An 18,201-nucleotide genomic window follows, 5' to 3' on the forward strand; every position below is an offset into this window, starting at 1 on the left:
TTGTCGGAACGTCCGCATACATCCAGTATGCGGACGCCCCTCCGCCTTGCGATGCACCACATCCGACGCCGCGCGCTGGTCCGCCACGGATTACGAGACAGCCCTTAGCCCAACGCCAACTCCCCAACCTTCTGATCCCCGCTCATCTCCCCCGTCGGCCGGAACCCGAGCCCCAGATAAAACCCCTCGGGGCCGTCCTCGCCCGGGTGCCAGGTGGTGGTCAGGCGGGTGCCGCCGCGGCGGCGGATTTCAGCGGCCACGGACTCGACCGCGAAGCGGCCATAGCCGCGGCCCTGTTCGCCGGCCGCGATGTTAAGCCGCCACAGGCCCGAGCGGATGTCGGTGCCTCTGCCGTCGCCTGCGAAGTCGATGTCGAGGAAGGCCATGAGGAAGCCGACGGGTCGGTCGCCGTCGAAGATGATGCGGGGCCAAGCCACGCCTGGGTAAACGTACGCCTCGGCGAGGGACTTCACGACCGGCGCGACCAGGTGCTCCTGGTCAGGGCGAACCTTCAGGCCGATCGCGACATCGAAGTTGGCGGCAGTGACCTTTGCCAGTCGGAGCGTAGTCGTCATGCGGGAACCGTAGGCCAGCGGATCAAGTGATTTTCCCGGTGCTGCACACCTCCTGCAGACGGCGACACCGCCACCCTCCCCTCGGCTCCACGCCGTGGTCCACGAAGCGCGCCTTTGGGCCGAACACCCCGACCCGACATTTGACGAAAGAGATAGGGGCACCCCCCTGGCAGCCCCGGCAGACCTGCAGACAGGGGCCCGCGGGCCTCGGCGAGCACAGCAGCCCCGGCTTCAGCCATTCGCGCCCCGACGCGCTGCCGCCGCAGCAACACGACCGCGAGAGCCGCGGTGGCGAGGCGCACCGACGCCGCGACCGCGGCGACCTCGCCGAGCGTCCGTGTGTACGCGGCCCGGCCCGGGTCCGCGAGCCCGACGAACAGCCCCCCGCACACCGCGACCCCCACCGCCGCACCTCGTGCACCACTGCCCCGCCCCCGAGCTCGCGCCGCACCGCGACGGCCGCGTAGAACTCGCGGTACTGCCGCTCCAGATCAGCGAACCCCCCGAGCGGAAGTAACCGAGAACCGGCCCGCCATGCCTCACCCCGGGTTCACAAGGAAACGATCACACCTTGCCAAGTAAGGGTACCCTTACCTTTCAAGATGGTGCCTACGCAAGAGGCCCCGGATTTCTCCGGGGCCTCTTATCCATGTGCACTCGGCAGGATTCGAACCTGCAACCTTCTGATCCGTAGTCAGATGCTCTATCCGTTAAGCTACGAGTGCTTGTGCTTCCCGGTTTTTTCTTTCCGGTCGGCGTTGCGGGAACAACATTACATGACCTGCGCCGTAGCGCGAAATCCATTAGCCACACCGCCTCTGACCTGCGAAAACACCCTGTTCCGCGGCGCCCGGCACACATACCGCACCCCTGCGCGATCACGGTGGATCGCGGATTCACCCACTCCCGGGCGGCCCACCGAACCACTCGCCGGGCCGTACGAGAACGACCGAGGATGTCCGAGGGCGACCAAGGGCGACCGAAGGCGACCGAGAGCCGAGGGCAGCCGGGAACTTCCGAGAACAGCCGGAACGCCCGGGGGCGATCGAGACGGCCATCGAGACGGCCGTCGAGAGCGTTCGGGGCCCGGAGACCTCCGAGACCACCGCTCGTACTCCGAGACCCCGGAATACTGCCGAAGCCCCGTGCCGGTGGCACGGGGCTTCGGTGAAAGCGGAGGCGGAGGGATTTGAACCCTCGATGGGTTTTAAGACCCAAACCGCATTAGCAGTGCGGCGCCATAGACCGGACTAGGCGACGCCTCCAGCACACCTCGCGCGAGCGCGAATGGTGTGTGCAGATGATGACACAGCCAAGCGTCGTGTCACCAATCGCTGCCTACGGTACTAGGCAGTCGGGCGCGAGGGCAAAGCGCCCCGGGTGCGCAACGTCGTGGCGCGAGGAGCGTTAGTCGGGAGGGAGGCACTACCGGCCTCCTGTTCCCCGTTCTTCCGTTCGTCAGGCCGCTCTTTGAAGGTTCGCGAGAAAGTGCGCGTCCCCGGAGGGCCCGAGCACAGGAGCCCGTCATGCTGCGCCGCCTCGCTCTCACCGCCGTCGTGTCCCTCGCCGTGCTGTCCGCCGCCGCGCCGGGTGCCGCGGCGGCGTCCGGCCCCCTTCCGCTTCCGTCGCCTCTGCCCCTGACCCTGCCACTGCCCCTGCCGCAGGGCGAGGACGACGCCCGTACCCGGCTGACGGTGACGGTCTCGGAGGCGGGGGATCCCTCGGCCGAGGGAATCTTCGAGCTGGAATGCGCTCCGGTGGGCGGCGACCACCCGGCGGCGGAGCCGGCCTGCGACCGGCTGGCGGAACTGGCGGACGAGGGCACGGACCCGTTCGCCCCGGTGCCCCGGGGCGCGATGTGTACCCAGCAGTTCGGCGGTCCGGCCACCGCCCGGATCACCGGGACCTGGCGGGCGCGGCACATCGACGCCGTGTTCAGCCGGGCCGACGGCTGCGAGATCTCGCGCTGGAACAACCTGCGGCCGGTGCTTCCCGGGGTCCGGTGAAACGAGCCGGCGTCCGGTGAAACGAGCCGAGGTCCGGTGAAACGAGCCGGGGTCCGGTGAAACGAGCCGGGGTCCGGTGAAACGACGCCCGGTGAACGGCGTCCAATCCGGTCCGGCGCCCGGCCGGCGACGCCCGGGCAGCGGTGGCGACCGTCCGGCCGACACCCGCGAAGCGGTGGTGATCGTCCGGTGCGGCGTCCGGTGCGGGGCGGCCGGACCGTTCCCTGCCGGGCGCCCCGCACGGTGTCGGCGGGCCGGCGCGGCACACCGTGTCCACCGAACCTTGGTGAGAGCTCCTCCTCATCCGCCGCCCCGCGCTCCTCCCCTGCCCTTAGAATCCTTCCGTGACAGCACGCGGCCCGAGGGGCAAGATGGGGCCCGCTGTCGGCAAGGTGCGGTAACCAGGGAGGAAGCGTCTCGTGAGCAGCAGGCCGTCCCGAGGCACTGCTCGCCTCGCAGCCATACTCGATGCCCTCCCCGACGGGCTGCTGCTCGTCAACTGCAACGGCACGGTCGTCAACGCGAACACGATCGCCCTGGAGATGTTCGAGACCCCGGGCACCGCGCTCGTCGGGCGCGGACTCCTCGACCTGCTGCCGGAGTTCGACTCCCGCCTCATTCCCGGTTCGATGCGCCGGCCCGAGTCCGTCGCCGACGACCGCAGCCGTACGAAGCCGACGCGGATGACCGCGCGCCGGACGGACGGCGCCGAGTACCCCGTCGAGGTCACCAGCGCCGGGCTGGAGGACGGGAACGCCGCGTACAACGACCTGCAGGGCGGTTACGGCGGCGGCTACACCGGTGACGAGCTGCTGATGATCATCGTGCGGGACCTGTCGGGGACCGTCGACACCGAGGCCGAACTGGCCCGTTCGCAGCGGCAGACGGAGATGATCCTGCGGGCGGCGGCCGAGGGCGTCGTCGGCACGGACACGGACGGCCGGGTCGTCCTGGTCAACCCCGCCGCCGCGCAGATCCTGGGCTTCCGCGCCAGCGACCTGGGCGGCCGGGAACTGCACACGCTGGTGCTGCACTCGCGGGCGGACGGGGAGCCGTTCCCGTACGACGAGTCGCCGCTCGCCGACACCCTCCGCTCCGGGCGCAAGCACCGGGTGCGCGGGCAGGTCCTGTGGTCCAAGAGCGGCGCGCGGGTCCCGGTCGACCTGACCACCGCACCGGTCCGGGACGGGGACCAGCTGGTCGGCGCGGTCATGACGTTCACCGACCGCAGGCCCTTCGACGAGCTCGCCGAACGGCACAGGACCGAGGTCGCCGAGCTGACCTCGCGCCACACCACCGAGGTCACCGGACTCAGCGAGAACCACACCGCCGAGGTCACCGAACTGACGGAACGGCACGAAGCGGAACTGGCCGACCGGGCCGAGCGGTACACGACCGAACTGGAACAGCAGACCGAACGCCTCGTGGCGCTGACCGCCCGGCATTCCCAGCTCACCGCCGTGCTCGGCGGGGCACTGCGCGGGCCGCTGGAGGAACTGCGCGCCGAACTCTCCACGCTCGCCGCCGACCCGGCGGGCCAGCTGTGGCCGGAGGCCAACCAGATCCTCCATCACCTGGCCGCGGGCTACGCCCGTATGACCACGCTCGTCGACAACGTGCTCGGCTACCAGCGACTGGACGCCGGTGAGGAGCAGCTGTCCAAGGCGAACGTGCTGCTCGACTCGGTCGTGACCGCCGGTATCGACGCGGCCGTCGAGCTGATCGGTCCCGGACGCGCCCAGTTCGCTGTGCATGCTCCGCCGATCGAGGCGGAGGTGGACGCGGCCCGGCTGGTGACCGCGCTCGCCCACCTGGTCGCGGACGTCGCCGGGGTCGACTCGACGGGCAAGGCCCGCCTGGTGCAGGGCGGCGGCTACGTCGACTCGACGGTCGTCGTCGCCGCGGCACAGCGCGGTGAGGTCGTGCGGATCGAGGTGCGCGGCCCGTACGCCGGAGGCGACCCGGTGCATGAACCGATCGTGCGCGGGATCGTGGAGGCGCACGGCGGCGTGCTGCAGACGCACGAGGTGCCGGGGATGAGCGGCAGCGCGTACGTACTCGAAGTGCCGCTGGGCACCGGCTCGGGAACGGTGGTGCAGCGGTCGCCCGAGGCGGAGCCCGAGGCGGAGCCCGCGGCCGGGCCGCCGCCCGCGCCGACGGCGGGGATGGAGCCGGAGGCGGAGGCGGAGTCCGGCACGGACCCGGTACCGGCGTCCGCGCCGGGGGCCGTCACGGAGGCGGGCCCGGGAACGGGAACGGGTCAGGGAGCGCCGGGCAGCGGGCGGCGCCGGGCGCGCCGGGCGTCCACGGACGCGTTCCTGGAGAGCCCTGTGGGCGGTTCGGGGCCGGACGCCGACACGGGCGCCGTTTCCGGTGCCGCTCCCGGTTCCACCGACGCGTCGGGGGACACCGCGGCGCCCGCACCGACCGGGCGGCGCCGGGCGCGCCGTGAGCCGGCCGAGGGCGGGCAGGAGGCGCAGGGCGGTCACGCCGGTCCACACGACATGATTCCCGCCCAGCAGGCCGAGGGTTCCGGACGCAGGCGCGGGCGGCCGAGCCCGGCAGAGTCCGGCCAGTATCCGCTGCCCGCGCAGATGCCTCCTATGCCGCCGCTGCCTCCGCTGCCGCCTCTCCCCCAGCAGGTCCCGGGAGACCGGGGCCCCGAGCAGGGGCCGGGACAGGCGTTGGCGCTGCCCGCGGCGTCGGCTCCGGCCGAGGGCGCGGAGGCGGCGGGCGGGGGCGCGCAGGGCGGCGGCGACCGTCCGCAGCTCGGCCGGACCGTGCCGCCCCAGGGCTTTCCGCCGGAGGCCCCGGTGCCGGTGCCCCCCGCGGGTGTGCACCGGGCTCGCCCGGGCGGCGAGAACCAACTGGCCCTGGCCTCGTCGGCGTCCCCGTCCTCCTCCGAGGCCGCTGCCGGTGCTGGCGCCGCTCAGGCCGTTGCCGTCCCCGCCCCCGCCGTCGGTGAGGCACCGGGCGCGGACTCACCGGCCGTCGGCGAAGGTGCCGTGCCCGTTCCGAAGCCGACCGGACGGCGGGCCCGGCGGGCCCTGGCCGCCGCGCAGGCCGAGCCGACGGGCCCCCGCACCGCGTTCGCTCTCCCTCCGGCCGACGCGGACCGGGACACGCCCCAGGCCGCCGGGGCGGACGCTTCGCCGCCCGGACGCCATGACGCCGCGCGCCCCGCGCCGGACGACGACCACACACCGCCCCAGGCGCATCCCCTGCCCACCGGCCGGCGCCGGGCGCGTCACGCCGACACCCATCAGCAGCCCGGCCAGGAGGCCGGCCACGGCGTTCGGGACACCGGTGAGGTGCCCGTACGGCAACCGGCGCAGCCCGGGGACCTGCCGGGGAGCGGCGACCCGGGGCGGAACCCGGCCGGGCGGGTGGCCCCCGGCGAGCCGTCCGCCGATCAGCCCGGCCTCCGGCCCGACGACGCCCCGGACCTGCCCTCGGCCGGTCACACCACGCACGCCACCGGCTCCACGGCCGTGGCGGGCCCCCCCGATGCCACCGGAACGGTGCCGGGCCGCCCGCACGACGACGCGCCCGGACCGGACGCGCGGAGGCAGCCGCTGCCCGAGGAGGCACCGACGGCCGACGGCTCGCCGGACACGTACGCGTCGGACACGTACGCGTCGGACGCGCATGCGTCGGACACGCAAGGGCGTGCCTTCAGCGTGCGGACGCTCGGCCAGGGTGTGCCGTTCGCCCAGCACATCGCCCACCAGCCGCATCCGGCGCCCGGTGGCGCCGGCCGGCGCCGTAAGCTCGCCGCCCCTCCGGAGGAGGAGCGCACCCCGCCGCCCTCGGCGCCGCAGCCCGCGTCGTCCCGGTCCGCGTCCGGCCGGCCCGGCGCCGCGCAGGGCCCGGTCGCCGCGCCGCCCCAGGGTCGGCCTTCCCCGGGGCAGCCGTCCCAGGGCCAGCCGCCGCAGGGCCACGGCGCCCACGCGGCTCACGGCGAGCACGGTCAGCTGCTCGCAGCCCCGGAGGCCGAGGGGCGCGCGTACGCCATAGGGGCGCCCGACGAGGGCGCCGAAGGACCGGAGCCGCTGGACGGACCGGGTGGCGCGGTGGAGGTCTCCAACCGTCCGACGCCGCCGCCGGTCGACGACGAGCTGCCCCCGGAGCCGCTGGACAACCCGCGCCGCCTGCTCGTCTGGCCCGCCCCCGATGTCGCCACCCAGCAGGCCCTGAGCGACCGCGGCTACCGGCCGGTGATCGTGCACTCGCGCGAGGAGGTCGACGCCCAGATCGCGGCGTTCCCGGCAGCGCTGTTCGTCGACCCGCTCACCGGGCCGATCACCCGCAAGGCGCTCCAGTCGCTGCGCCAGGCCGCGGTGGCGGCCGAGGTCCCTGTGCTGGTGACGGCGGGCCTGGGCCAGGCGTCGCGGGAAGCGGCGTACGGTGCCGACCCGGCCGTGCTCCTCAAGGCGCTCGCCCCGCGCGACAGCGAGCAGCATCCGCCGCGGGTGCTGCTGATCGAGGAGCACGAGGAGATCGCGCTGGCGTTGACGGAGACGCTGGAGCGGCGCGGCATGCAGGTGGGACGGGCCGCCACGGACAACGAGGCGGTGACGCTCGCCACCCGGATGCGACCCAACCTGGTGGTGATGGACCTGATGCAGGTGCGCCGCCGCCGGGCCGGGATCATCGACTGGCTGCGCGCCAACGGCCTGTTGAACCGCACCCCGTTGGTCGTCTACACCTCCGCCGACATGGCGGGTCCGGACCTGCCGAAGCTCAGCACGGGCGAGACCGTCCTCTTCCTGGCCGAGCGCTCCACGAGCGACGAGGTGCAGGCGCGGATCGTCGATCTGCTCGCCAAGATCGGTACCAACTGACCGGCGTCCGGCGTCGCTTCGTCACCGACCGACCGGCGTCACCACGGTGACGGCCCGCAGCACGAAGGGGCGGTACGGAAACTTCCGTACCGCCCCTTCCGCCTCACTCCCCGCCGGCCACCGAATCGCCGGCCACCGAACCGTCGGCCGCCGAACAGTCGGATCAGAGGTGGGTGACGTCCAGCTCGCCCTCCGCGTACCGCTTGCGGATCACCTTCTTGTCGAACTTCCCGACACTGGTCTTCGGCACCGCCGGAATGACCGTCCAGCGCTCCGGCAGCTGCCACTTGGCGATGCCCGACTCGGTGAGGAAGTCCCGCAGCGCCTCGTAGTCGGCGTCGGCGCCGTCCTTGAGCACGACCGTCGCGAGCGGGCGCTCGCCCCACTTGTCGTCCGGGACGGCGACGACCGCCGCCTCGGCCACGTCCGGGTGCGCCATGAGGATGTTCTCCAGCGAGACGCTCGAAATCCACTCGCCGCCGGACTTGATGACGTCCTTGGCCCGGTCGGTGAGGGTGAGGAAGCCGTCCGGGCCGATCACGCCGACGTCCCCGGTCTTCAGCCAGCCGTCCTCGCTGAACTTGTCCTCGGGGCGCAGGTCCTCGCCGTCCGCGCCCCCGTAGTACGCACGGGCGATCCAGGGGCCACGTACCTCCAGCTCGCCCGCCGACGTGTTGTCCCACGGCAGGTGCTCGCCGTCGGGGCCGACCAGGCGCGCCTCGACACCGGCCGGGAAGCGGCCCTGGGTGACGCGGTAGGGCCACTCCTGCTCCTCGGTCAGGCCGGCGGGCGGAATGGCCATGGTGCCGAGCGGCGAGGTCTCCGTCATGCCCCAGGCGTGGTGGACCCGGACGCCGATCTTGTCGTACGCCTCCATGAGGGACGGCGGACAGGCGGCACCGCCGATGGTGACGCTGGCCATGGAGGTGAGGTCGCGGGGGTTGGCGGTGACCTCGGCGAGCAGCCCCTGCCAGATCGTGGGGACGGCGGCGGCGTGCGTCGGCCGCTCGCCCTCGATCATGTCGGCGAGCGGAGCGGGCTGCAGGAACCGGTCCGGCATGAGCATGCTGATGCCGGACATGAACGCCGCGTGCGGCAGCCCCCAGGCCAGTACGTGGAACTGCGGGACCACGACCAGCGTGGTGTCCTTGTCGGTCAGCCCCATCGACTCGGCCATGTTGACCTGCATGGAGTGCAGGTAGATGGAGCGGTGGGAGTAGACGACGCCCTTGGGGTCACCGGTGGTGCCGGAGGTGTAGCACATGGCCGCGGCCTGGCGTTCGTCGATCTCGGGCCAGTCGTAGGCGGTCGGACGGCCGGCGATCAGCTCCTCGTACTCGTGCACCCGGGGCCGCGCGCCGTCGAGGACGGAACGGTCGCCCGGCCCGGAGACGATCACGTGCTCGACCGACGCCAGGCGCGGAAGGACCGGAGCGAGCAGTGGCAGCAGGGAGCCGTTGACGATGACGACCTTGTCGTCGGCGTGCTCGACGATCCAGACGAGCTGCTCGGCGGGAAGACGGAGGTTGAGCGTGTGGAGGACCGCACCCATCGAGGGGACCGCGAGATACGCCTCGACATGCTCCGCGTTGTTCCACATGAGGCTCGCTATGCGCTGGTCGCCCTCGACACCGAGTTCGTCGCGCAGGGCGTTCGCGAGCTGTGCGGCCCGTCGGCCGATCTCGGCGAAACTGCGCCGCTGAGGCTCGGGCTCCCCGGTCCAGGTCGTGACCTGGGACTTCCCATGAATGGTCATCCCGTGTTCGAGGATGCGGGTCACAGTCAGCGGTACATCCTGCATGGTGCTCAGCACGGCGTCCTCCCGGTGGGCGCTACGCGGCAGTAGGGTTCCGCTGATTCTGCGCGCATCCTGGCCGGTATGTCACTAGGGATTCACGGCCGAAGCTTTCGGGCTCGCTGCACCGAGGCGGTGGGCCTGCGCCACCAGACCGGGCTTACCACACCGGGCTCACCGGACCGGGGCCGGCAGACGGGCCGAGGACGGGCCAAGGTCCGCGGACCTGGATCGCCGGGACGGGGCCGGCGGACTTGGAGGGCCGGGCCGGGCTCACCGGACCGGGGTCAGCTCCGGATCCTCCCTGAGCTTGCCGAGCGCCCGTGACACCGCGCTCTTCACCGTGCCGACGGACACTCCGAGCACCTCGGCCGTCTGGGCCTCGCTCAGGTCCTCGTAATACCGCAGGACGACCATGGCCCGCTGCCGGTCCGGGAGCTTCAGCACCGCGCGCCACATCGCGTCGTGCAGCGTCTGGTGCTCCGCCGGGTCGGGGGTGCCCGGGGCCTCCTGCTCGGGCAGCTCGTCGCAGGCGAACTCCTCGACCTTGCGCTTGCGCCACTGCGAAGTACGGGTGTTGAGAAGGGCCCTGCGGACGTAGCCGTCGAGCGCCCGGTGGTCCTCGATCCGCTCCCACGCGACATAGGTCTTGGTGAGCGCGGTCTGCAGCAGGTCCTCGGCATCGCTCGGGTTCGCGGTGAGCGAGCGGGCGGCGCGCAGCAGTACGGGCCCCCGCGCCCGTACGAACGAGGAGAACGACGGATACGGCGCGTACTGGGCCCGCGAGGCGTGTGGTGCGTGCGCGGCGCGCGACGTGTACGCGGCGCATGAGCCGTGCGGGACGTGTCCCGTGGCGGCGGTTCCCCCGGAGGTGCCCGTGCGGACTGACGTGGTCATGGCTCCACGCTAGAAGCGGGCGCAGTTCCGGGGATCGGCCCCAGGTCCCGAAAGAGCGTCCCCCTCAGGGTGTAGGGGTGGGGTCCGCTCCACCTCCTGTAGGTGGAGCGGACGTCACGGGGGCTCAGGGTCGCCGACAGCCTCGGCAGAGTGCGAATGATCAACCGGACGCATGAGGTCATACAGGCACGAGTCACCGACCAGGTGTGCACGGTCGTACAGGCACGAGTCACCGACCAGGTGTGCACGGTCGTACAGGCACGAGTCACCGGCCGGGCGAACGCGGTCCTGCCGAGCCCGCCCAGTGGTCCGTCGTGTGGTCCGTCGTGTGGTCCGTCGTGTGGTCTGCTCGAAGGTTCGCCCGGTGACCCGCCCGGCAGTCGTGGATCCTCGGGGCTCATCCGTCGGCGCTCAGGACGAGTCCCGAGGTGGGTACGCCGGTGCCCGCCGTGACCAGGGCGGTGGCCGCGCCGGGGACCTGGTTCACCGACGAACCGCGGATCTGCCGGACCGCCTCGGCGATGCCGTTCATCCCGTGCAGATACGCCTCTCCGAGCTGGCCGCCGTGTGTGTTCAGCGGTAGCGCGTCGGCGGCGACGAAGTCGGCGGCCTCGCCCGGTCCGCAGAACCCGAACTCCTCCAACTGCATCAGCACGAACGGCGTGAAGTGGTCGTAGAGGATGCCCACGTCGATGTCGGCCGGGGAGAGCCCGGAGTTCCGCCAGAGCTGCCGGGCGACCACCGCCGTCTCGGGCAGCCCGGTCAGGTCGTCGCGGTAGAAGCTGGTCATCTGCTCCTGTGCCCGGCCCGCCCCCTGAGCCGCGGCGGCGATCAGGGCAGGGGGCCGGGGCAGGTCCCGGGCGCGCTCCGCGCTGGTGACCACGATCGCCTGCCCGCCGTCGGTCTCCTGACAGCAGTCGAGCAGCCGCAGGGGTTCGACGATCCAGCGCGACGCGGCGTGGTCGGCCAGGGTGATCGGTTTTCCGTAGAAGTACGCGGCCGGGTTGCGGGCGGCATGGCGCCGGTCGGTGACCGCGACATGGCCGAAGGCGTCCGGCGTCAGCCCGTAGGCGTGCAGATAGCGCTGGGCGGCCATGGCGACCCAGGAGGCGGGCGTGAGCAACCCGAACGGGAGGTTCCAGCCGAGCGCGGCACCCTCCGCGGTGGGCTCACGGTGCTGCACCCCGGAACCGAACCTGCGCCCTGAGCGCTCGTTGAATGCCCGGTAGCAGACCACGACCTCGGCCACCCCGCTCGCCACGGCCATCGCCGCCTGCTGAACGGTGGCACAGGCGGCCCCGCCCCCGTAGTGCACGCGGGAGAAGAAGGACAGCTCACCGATCCCGGCCGCCTGGGCGACGGTGATCTCCGGGCTGGTGTCCATGGTGAAGGTGACCAGGCCGTCCACGTCGGCGGGCGTCAGTCCGGCGTCGTCGAGCGCGGACCGCACCGCCTCGACGGCCAGCTTGAGTTCGCTGCGCCCGGAATCCTTGGAGAACTCGGTCGCCCCGATGCCCACGATCGCCGCCCTGCCGCCGAGCGAGTCGGCCCTCCGCAGACTCATGCCGCCCCCTCCGGTGCCGAGGGAAGGCCCCCTGCGGCCGGGGTCCGCGCCCCGCCGACGATCACGGTCACGGTTCCGGTGACGTGCCTGCCGAGGCCGTTGGTCCCGACGATCGACACCTCGGCCGTCCCGTTGTCATCGACCGCGGTGACCGTGCCGCCGAGCACCATGGTGTCCCCGGGGTAGTTGGGAGCACCCAGCCTGATGGCTACTTTGCGCAGCACGGTGGACGGGCCGAGGCGATCGGTGACGTACCTGCCGACCAGGCCGTTGGTCGTCAGGATGTTCATGAAGATGTCCGGGGACCCCTTCTCCCGGGCGAGCTCCGCGTCGTGGTGCACGTCCTGGTAGTCGCGGGAAGCGATGGCGCCCGCCACGATCAGGGTGCGGGTCACCTCGATCTCCAGCGGCTCCAGTACGTCACCGGCCTGCATCCCTCCCCCGGCCCTCACCGCTTCACCGTCCTTCATCCCTCCGCCCGCCCGCATCCCTCCGCCCGCCTGCATCCCTCCGCTCGCCTTCGTCTCTCCACCGGCCCCCGGTTCTCCACCGGCTCTCGTCCCCTCACCGGCCTTCATCCCTTCGCCGCTTCTCACTCCGCCCCCTCCTCCGTCGCTGCCGCGCGTAGCGGTTCCTCCGCCGACGCCAGCAGTTCACCGAGTTCCTGAAGCACCTCGCTGCCGCAGCCCAGATGGGCATCGAGCTGCCGGCCCCAGAGAAAGTGCCGGTGCACGGGATGGTCGAGATCGGCCCCCGTCCCGCCGTGCAGATGCTGTCCGGCGTGCACCACCCGTTTGCCCGCCTCCGACGCCCACCACGCTGCGGTGAGCGCCTGGCGCCGGTACGGCAGGCCCGTGTCACGGCGCCACGCGGCCTCGTACGCCGTGACCCGTATCGCCTCGGTGTCCATATGGGCGTCGGCGGCGCGCATCAGCACCGCCTGCTTGGTGGAGAGCGGGCGCCCGAACTGCTCGCGGGTGTTCGTGTGGGCGACGGCCAGGGCCAGCGAACCGGCGCACACGCCGGCCTGCAGCCCGGCGAACGCGATCCGGCTCACGGCCAGGACCTCCTCGTACGCCCGCACGTCCTCGCGCGCCCGCACGTCCTCGTACGCCGGGGTCGCTTCCGCCCGTCCTTCCTCATGCGCCTTCGCACCACCGAGTCGCTCCCCGGGTGCCCCGTCCAGGACGAGTCGTGCCGCCGACCACGGCGCCGTGGTCTCCACGGGTTCCGTCGCCACACCCGGCCCGTCGGTCCGTACGATCCACAGCCGGCGCTCCGCGTCCGCGACCAGGACCAGGGACGCGTCCCGCAACCACGGCACGTACGACACCGAGCCGCTCAGTCGGCCCTCGCCGTCCGCCCGGATCCCGCCGCGCGCGGGGAACGCCCCGGCCGCGACCTCCGTACCGTCCCGCAGCGCGGACAACAGCCGCTCCCGCTGTTCGTCCGTGCCGTGCTCGGCGACGGCGAGCAGCCCGTACACACAGCTCGACGCGAACGGCACCTGAGCCGTCACCCGACCCTGTTCCTCCAGCAGGAGCACCAGGCCCAGCAGCCCGACCTCCTCCACCGCCGCGGTCAGTCCGGCCGCGCACAGTTCCTTCCACAGCTCGGTGTCGGTGCCCGTACCGGCCGCGACCAGGCGTTCGTGCGTCGACAGGTCGCGGAAGATCCGCGCCGCCAGCCCCTGCGCCGCCGTCTGCTCCTCCGTGGGGGTGAAGTCCATGTCAGCCCTCACCTCCACGAAAGACCGGGAGCACCAACTCGGGGTCCGTACGGAGAAATTCGAGCAGCACCGGCATTCCGATCCGTACCTTGTCGTACGGCACACCGACCACGTTGCTGACCATCCGCACCCCCTCCGCGAGTTCGATCAGCGCCACCGCGTAGGGCCCGCCCTCCCCGGAGGCGCTGAAGGCGGGGAAGGGCGGGTGGTGCATCACCACATGGCTGAAGACGGTGCCCTCGCCGGTCGCCTCGATCGTGTCCCATTCCTGGCAGCCGCAGGCGTTGCAGCCGGGCAGCCAGGGGAAGCGCGGCTTCCGGCACCCGGCGCACCGCTGGATCAGCAGCTTGTGCTCGGCGACGCCCTGCCAGAACCCGGCGTTGTCGCGGTTGACCACCGGCCTCGGACGCGGACGCGGACCACCGAAGTCCGCCCCCGCCCCGCCCACTCGCTCCCGCGCCTGATCCCGGCCCCGATCCCGCGCCTGCTCCTGCTCCCGCTCCCGCTTTCGCGGCCGCTCCCGTTCCGCCTGTTCCGCCCGTCCTCGTTCCTTACGTCCCCGCTCCCTGGGTTCCCGTTCCCCCGTCCGCTGCTCCGCCGTGGGCCGTCCCACCGCCGCCGGTGCGTACTTCAGGATCCGGAACCGGTGCGTCCCGGCCAGCTCCCCCCGTACGCGTACGTTCATCCGCGTCGTCACGAAGTGGCCCGTCCCCAACCGGGTCGTCTTCCGTTCCGAGACCGACTCGATCAGCGCGTCGAACGTGATCCGGTCGCCGGGCCGGAGCGGCCTCAGGTACTCCTGCTCGCAATCGGTCGCGACCACGGAGGTGTACCCCGCGCCGTCGAGCAGGCCGAGCAGCTCCTCGTACGCCGCGGAACGGCCGGTGTGCCCCGACAGGCCGCCCATCGTCCACGCCTGGAGCATGGTCGGCGGGGCGATCGCCTCCGGGCCGGTGTAGGCGGGGTTGGTGTCGCCCATCGCCTCGCACCAGTGCCTGATCATCGGTTCGTTGACCGGATCCTTGCCGATGCCCGCGGTCGCGGCGGGCCGCCCCTCGTACTCCTTGAGCCGCGTGCACAACGCGTCCTCTTCCTCCGGCCCCTGCTTCTCCTGCCGCGTACGGGTCACCGCTTGCCCCTCTTCATGCCGAGCCGCATGGTCGCGACGATCTCCCGCTGAACCTCGCTCACCCCTCCCCCGAAGGTGTTGATCTGGGCGGCCCTGTTCATCCGCTCCAGTTCCCCGTCCCCGAGGCAGCCGGGCGACCCGCCCCGCAGGGTGCCGGCCTCCCCGACGACTTCCTGGCAGATCCGGTACACCTCGACGGCACTCTCGGTCCCCGCGAACTTCACGCCGCTCGCCTCACCGGGCGCCAGCGAACCCGCGCCGACGTCCCCCACCAGCCGCCAGTTGAGCAGCCGGGTCGCCGCCAGCCGCGCGTACGCCTCGGCCAGCCGGGCCCGCACCCACGGCTCGTCGGCCGGACGCCGGCCCGTCACCGGATCGGGGGTGCGGGCGAGGGCGAGGGCCGCGTCGTAGAAGTCCTCGGCCTGCATTCCGATCGCGGCGAGGGCCACCCGTTCGTGGTTCAGCTGGTTGGTGATCAGTCCCCAGCCGCCGTTCTCCTCCCCCACCAGATGGCCGACCGGTACCCGTATCCCGTCGTAGTAGGTGGCCGTCGTGGTCAGCCCGCCCACGGTCTCGATCGGCGTCCAGGAGAAGCCCGGGGCGTCCGTCGGCACCAGGATGATCGAGATCCCCTGATGCTTCGGCGCCTCGGGATCGGTGCGGCAGGCCAGCCAGATCCAGTCCGCCTTCTGCGCGTTGCTGGTGAAGATCTTCTGCCCGTCGATCACCCAGGAGCCGCCGTCCCGTACGGCCCTGGTGCGCAGGGCCGCGAGATCCGTACCGGCCTCCGGCTCGCTGTAGCCGATGGCGAAGACGAGCTCGCCGCTGAGGATCCGGGGCAGGAAGTACGCCTTCTGCTCCTCGGTGCCGTACTTCATCAGCGTCGGGCCGACGGTGTTGAGGGTGACCATCGAGACGGGCGCCCCCGCCCGGTAGGCCTCGTCGAAGAAGACGAACTGCTCGTCGGGGCCGCGCCCCTGGCCGCCGTACTCGACGGGCCAGCCCAGCCCGAGCATGCCGTCCGCGCCGATCCGCCGCAGCAACCGCCGCTGTTCGCCCGGGTCGTCGACACCGGGCCCCGTCGAGGCGTCCTCGCGCGGCATCACCATGGCGAAATAGGCTCGGAGTTCGGCGCGCAACTGCCGCTGCCGCTCCGTCGGGGCGAGGTGCACGACGGCTGCCTCCCGGGCACGGGTGTACGGATCGGGGTCGGGTACGGGTGCACAGACTCGGGTCCGGGGTCCGGGGTCCGGGGTTCAGGTCCACGTTCGGGTCCGGGTTCGGGTCCGGGGTCGGGTCCGGGCCTGTGTTCACAAGCTCGGTTTCTGACTGTCCGTCAGATCCTTGAGGGCTGTCAAGGCGGACGACACCCCGATGCGCATCCCCCACCGCCGCCGCCTCGGCAGCAAGCGAACCGAGATTGGCCGTATTTGGTCTCTCGTCGCGCACGCGAAGCGCGTACCTATGAGTTCCCGCGCGGGCTCGGATGCCGCGTACGGGGACGGCTCGCCGCGCGCGTACGGGCGCGGCGAGCAACACACCAGAAGCCCCACGCGCACAAGAAACTCAGTCACTCGACGCTCAGCCACTCGGCCCTGAGGCACTCAGTCGCATACGCACTCAGCCACTCAGCCGCTCACGCACCCAGGAAGCCAAGGAAACCCAGCCCACTCGGAAGACCAGCAGACTCGGGGAGCTCATGGACAACACAGGGACTTCGGGAACCCCAGTGCCCACGCCGCCACCGCCACCCTTGCCCCCACTCCCGCCCCCGCCCGCGAGCGGCGTCGACCTGAGGGTGGGCAAACGGCTGCTGTGGGTGGGAGAGGCGGCCTATCCGCTACGCAACATCACCCGGGTCCACACCTTCGAACTCCGGCCCAAACGCATGGAAGCGTTCCTGAGCTTCTTGAAATGGCTCGCGACCACGCTCGTGGCCTTCGTCCTGCTCCAACTGGCCAACGAGAACGGGTCGTCCCGCTACGAGGACCCGAACGAATCGGCCGACGTGCTGTGGGTCCTCGCCATAGGGATCGCGATCGGCCTGGTCGTACGCCTGGTGAAAGATCTGGCGGCGCAGTCCGAGTACGTGCTGGCCATCGAGACCGCCAGCGGCTCCAGCGCGCTGGTCACCCTGCCCGACCCGAACCGGCTCCGCCGGCTGGTCCACCACCTCGTCAACGCCATAGAGAATCCGGAGGCCGAGTTCCACGTGCGCGTGGAGCGGGTGCTGGTCAATCCGAAGAACTATCACTTCGGCGACAACGTGAACATGTACGGAGGAATGTTCAACACGGGGGTGAGCAAGTGAGCAACGGGAGTTCCTACCACTACGGCGACAACATCCACCACGGCAACAACATCAATGGCGACAACGTCAACATGTACGGCGGTACGGGCAACACGGGCATCGTCAAGCAGCAGGCCCCGGCCCTGCCGGAGGCGATCGGCGAACTGGTGCGCCTCCTCCAGGAATTGCGCGGCGAGTTGGCGCCCGCGAGTGCGCGGGTCATCGACGACTCCCTGCCCGCGATCACCTCCGCCACGAGCGCCCCGCAGGAACGGCACCGCGCCCTGATCGCCGTGGCCACCATCGCCTCGACCGTCGGAGCGCTCGGCCAGCCGGTCGCCGACGCGGTCGACAAGGTCCTGGGGCTGTTGGGAATCCGGTAGGGCGCCGCCACGAGCGGCCCCTTCCCGCCCTCCGGCCCTCCAGCCCCCTCTGACATGGCGAAAACCCGTAACCCGGCACCTCTCCATGGATGCTCTGCGATGCTGGAGGCCGATCGAGAGGGGCCGCAGCGATGCAGTGGAAGATCCACGGGGAACGTCCGATCTACGAGAACGAGTGGGTGAACCTGTGGCTCACCGACATCGAGACACCGGACGGAAGCCGCTGGGAACACCACGTCGTCAAGCTGCGCCACCTGGCCGTCGCCGCGGTGGTCAACGAACGGCGCGAGGTCCTGATGATGTGGCGGCACCGCTTCATCACGGACACCTGGGCGTGGGAACTTCCCATGGGCCTGGTCGAGGAGGACGAGACCCCGGCCGACGCGGCGGCCCGCGAGGTCCTGGAGGAGACCGGCTACCGCCCCGGCCCCGTGAAACCGCTGATCTACGCCGAACCGGCCAACGGCATCACCGACTCCCAGCACCACCTCTTCCGGGCCGACGGGGCGACATACGTGGGCCCGCCGACCGAGAAGAACGAATCGGACCGGATCGAGTGGATCCCGCTCGCCGAGATCCGCGGCATGATCGACCGCCGCGAGATCGTCAGCAGCGGCTCCCTCGTCGGCCTGCTCTACCTGCTCATGGACGAGTCGATCCGCTGACCGCCGGCACCCGACGCCGCGACCAGGGACGCCGCGACCAGGGCCGGGCCGAAGTCACCTGACCCGGGACTCCCGCACCGACGGAGCTCACAGCTGCGGAGGAAGGGCGGTCCGCACGACGAAGGGGCGCCTCCTCCACCTCGGCGCGCGACCCTGCTCCGGGCCCGGCCGCGAGGACAAGGTGTGTGCTGAGCCGCGTTCTGTTCCGCCCAGCGCTGTCCCAGGGAATTTCGCTACGCGGTCCGCCGGATTTCCTCCTCCTCGGGAAGGAGATCGGCCAGCATCTCCCAGACCGGCTTGCTGCCGACGGGGCGGAGCACCAGG

At 71.7% G+C, this 18,201-nt stretch carries 13 protein-coding genes and 2 tRNA genes; 5 read left to right on the forward strand and 10 right to left on the reverse strand.

Annotation, left to right across the window (positions count from 1 at the left end; genetic code table 11):
• Nucleotides 1-104: 104 nt before the first annotated feature.
• From ACFYXM_RS35730 to ACFYXM_RS35740, 3 genes are all read right to left on the reverse strand, one after another.
• Nucleotides 105-575, reverse strand: a complete 471-nt coding sequence (locus ACFYXM_RS35730; RefSeq protein ID WP_073791010.1) for a GNAT family N-acetyltransferase — start codon at nt 573-575, stop codon at nt 105-107.
• Nucleotides 576-1,227: 652 nt separating this feature from the next.
• Nucleotides 1,228-1,300, reverse strand: a tRNA-Arg gene (locus ACFYXM_RS35735).
• A gap of 449 nt (nt 1,301-1,749) precedes the next feature.
• A tRNA-Ser gene (locus ACFYXM_RS35740) sits at nt 1,750-1,840 on the reverse strand.
• A 261-nt stretch (nt 1,841-2,101) separates the two neighbouring features.
• On the opposite strand from ACFYXM_RS35740, the gene ACFYXM_RS35745 reads away from it, so the two are divergent.
• Nucleotides 2,102-2,581: an SSI family serine proteinase inhibitor gene (locus ACFYXM_RS35745; RefSeq protein ID WP_389295856.1), complete on the forward strand. Its 480-nt coding sequence runs from the start codon at nt 2,102-2,104 to the stop codon at nt 2,579-2,581.
• A 419-nt stretch (nt 2,582-3,000) separates the two neighbouring features.
• Nucleotides 3,001-7,425, forward strand: a complete 4,425-nt coding sequence (locus ACFYXM_RS35750) for a PAS domain-containing protein (RefSeq protein ID WP_389295858.1) — start codon at nt 3,001-3,003, stop codon at nt 7,423-7,425.
• A 163-nt stretch (nt 7,426-7,588) separates the two neighbouring features.
• Here ACFYXM_RS35750 and ACFYXM_RS35755 read toward each other — a convergent pair whose 3' ends face one another.
• From ACFYXM_RS35755 to ACFYXM_RS35785, 7 genes are all read right to left on the reverse strand, one after another.
• Nucleotides 7,589-9,238 (reverse strand): long-chain fatty acid--CoA ligase, encoded by a 1,650-nt coding sequence (locus ACFYXM_RS35755; protein WP_389295860.1) that lies wholly within the window; start codon nt 9,236-9,238, stop codon nt 7,589-7,591.
• A gap of 255 nt (nt 9,239-9,493) precedes the next feature.
• On the reverse strand, nt 9,494-10,117 hold the full coding sequence (locus ACFYXM_RS35760; RefSeq protein WP_351517116.1) for a SigE family RNA polymerase sigma factor: 624 nt from the start codon (nt 10,115-10,117) through the stop codon (nt 9,494-9,496).
• Nucleotides 10,118-10,514: 397 nt separating this feature from the next.
• On the reverse strand, nt 10,515-11,681 hold the full coding sequence (locus tag ACFYXM_RS35765; protein ID WP_389295861.1) for a lipid-transfer protein: 1,167 nt from the start codon (nt 11,679-11,681) through the stop codon (nt 10,515-10,517).
• Nucleotides 11,678-12,115: a MaoC family dehydratase gene (locus ACFYXM_RS35770; protein WP_389295871.1), complete on the reverse strand. Its 438-nt coding sequence runs from the start codon at nt 12,113-12,115 to the stop codon at nt 11,678-11,680. The genes ACFYXM_RS35765 and ACFYXM_RS35770 overlap by 4 nt, the downstream gene beginning before the upstream one ends.
• Nucleotides 12,116-12,273: 158 nt before the next feature.
• On the reverse strand, nt 12,274-13,410 hold the full coding sequence (locus tag ACFYXM_RS35775; RefSeq protein WP_389295863.1) for an acyl-CoA dehydrogenase family protein: 1,137 nt from the start codon (nt 13,408-13,410) through the stop codon (nt 12,274-12,276).
• A gap of 1 nt (nt 13,411) precedes the next feature.
• On the reverse strand, nt 13,412-14,539 hold the full coding sequence (locus ACFYXM_RS35780) for a bifunctional MaoC family dehydratase N-terminal/OB-fold nucleic acid binding domain-containing protein (RefSeq protein ID WP_389295864.1): 1,128 nt from the start codon (nt 14,537-14,539) through the stop codon (nt 13,412-13,414).
• Complete coding sequence (locus tag ACFYXM_RS35785; protein WP_389295865.1) at nt 14,536-15,711, reverse strand: acyl-CoA dehydrogenase family protein; 1,176 nt, start codon at nt 15,709-15,711, stop codon at nt 14,536-14,538. The genes ACFYXM_RS35780 and ACFYXM_RS35785 overlap by 4 nt, the downstream gene beginning before the upstream one ends.
• 581 nt (nt 15,712-16,292) lie before the next feature.
• On the opposite strand from ACFYXM_RS35785, the gene ACFYXM_RS35790 reads away from it, so the two are divergent.
• The 3 genes from ACFYXM_RS35790 (at nt 16,293) to ACFYXM_RS35800 (ending at nt 17,877) form a co-directional block, all read left to right on the forward strand.
• Nucleotides 16,293-16,850, forward strand: a complete 558-nt coding sequence (locus ACFYXM_RS35790; RefSeq protein WP_389295866.1) for a DUF6232 family protein — start codon at nt 16,293-16,295, stop codon at nt 16,848-16,850.
• Nucleotides 16,847-17,212 carry a hypothetical protein gene (locus ACFYXM_RS35795; protein WP_389295868.1) on the forward strand — a complete coding sequence of 122 codons (366 nt, stop codon included), beginning with the start codon at nt 16,847-16,849 and terminating at the stop codon, nt 17,210-17,212. The genes ACFYXM_RS35790 and ACFYXM_RS35795 overlap by 4 nt, the downstream gene beginning before the upstream one ends.
• A gap of 131 nt (nt 17,213-17,343) precedes the next feature.
• Nucleotides 17,344-17,877, forward strand: a complete 534-nt coding sequence (locus ACFYXM_RS35800; RefSeq protein WP_389295869.1) for an NUDIX hydrolase — start codon at nt 17,344-17,346, stop codon at nt 17,875-17,877.
• Nucleotides 17,878-18,201: the final 324 nt, after the last annotated feature.

The organism is Streptomyces sp. NPDC002476, assembly GCF_042889785.1.
Classification (GTDB): domain Bacteria; phylum Actinomycetota; class Actinomycetes; order Streptomycetales; family Streptomycetaceae; genus Streptomyces.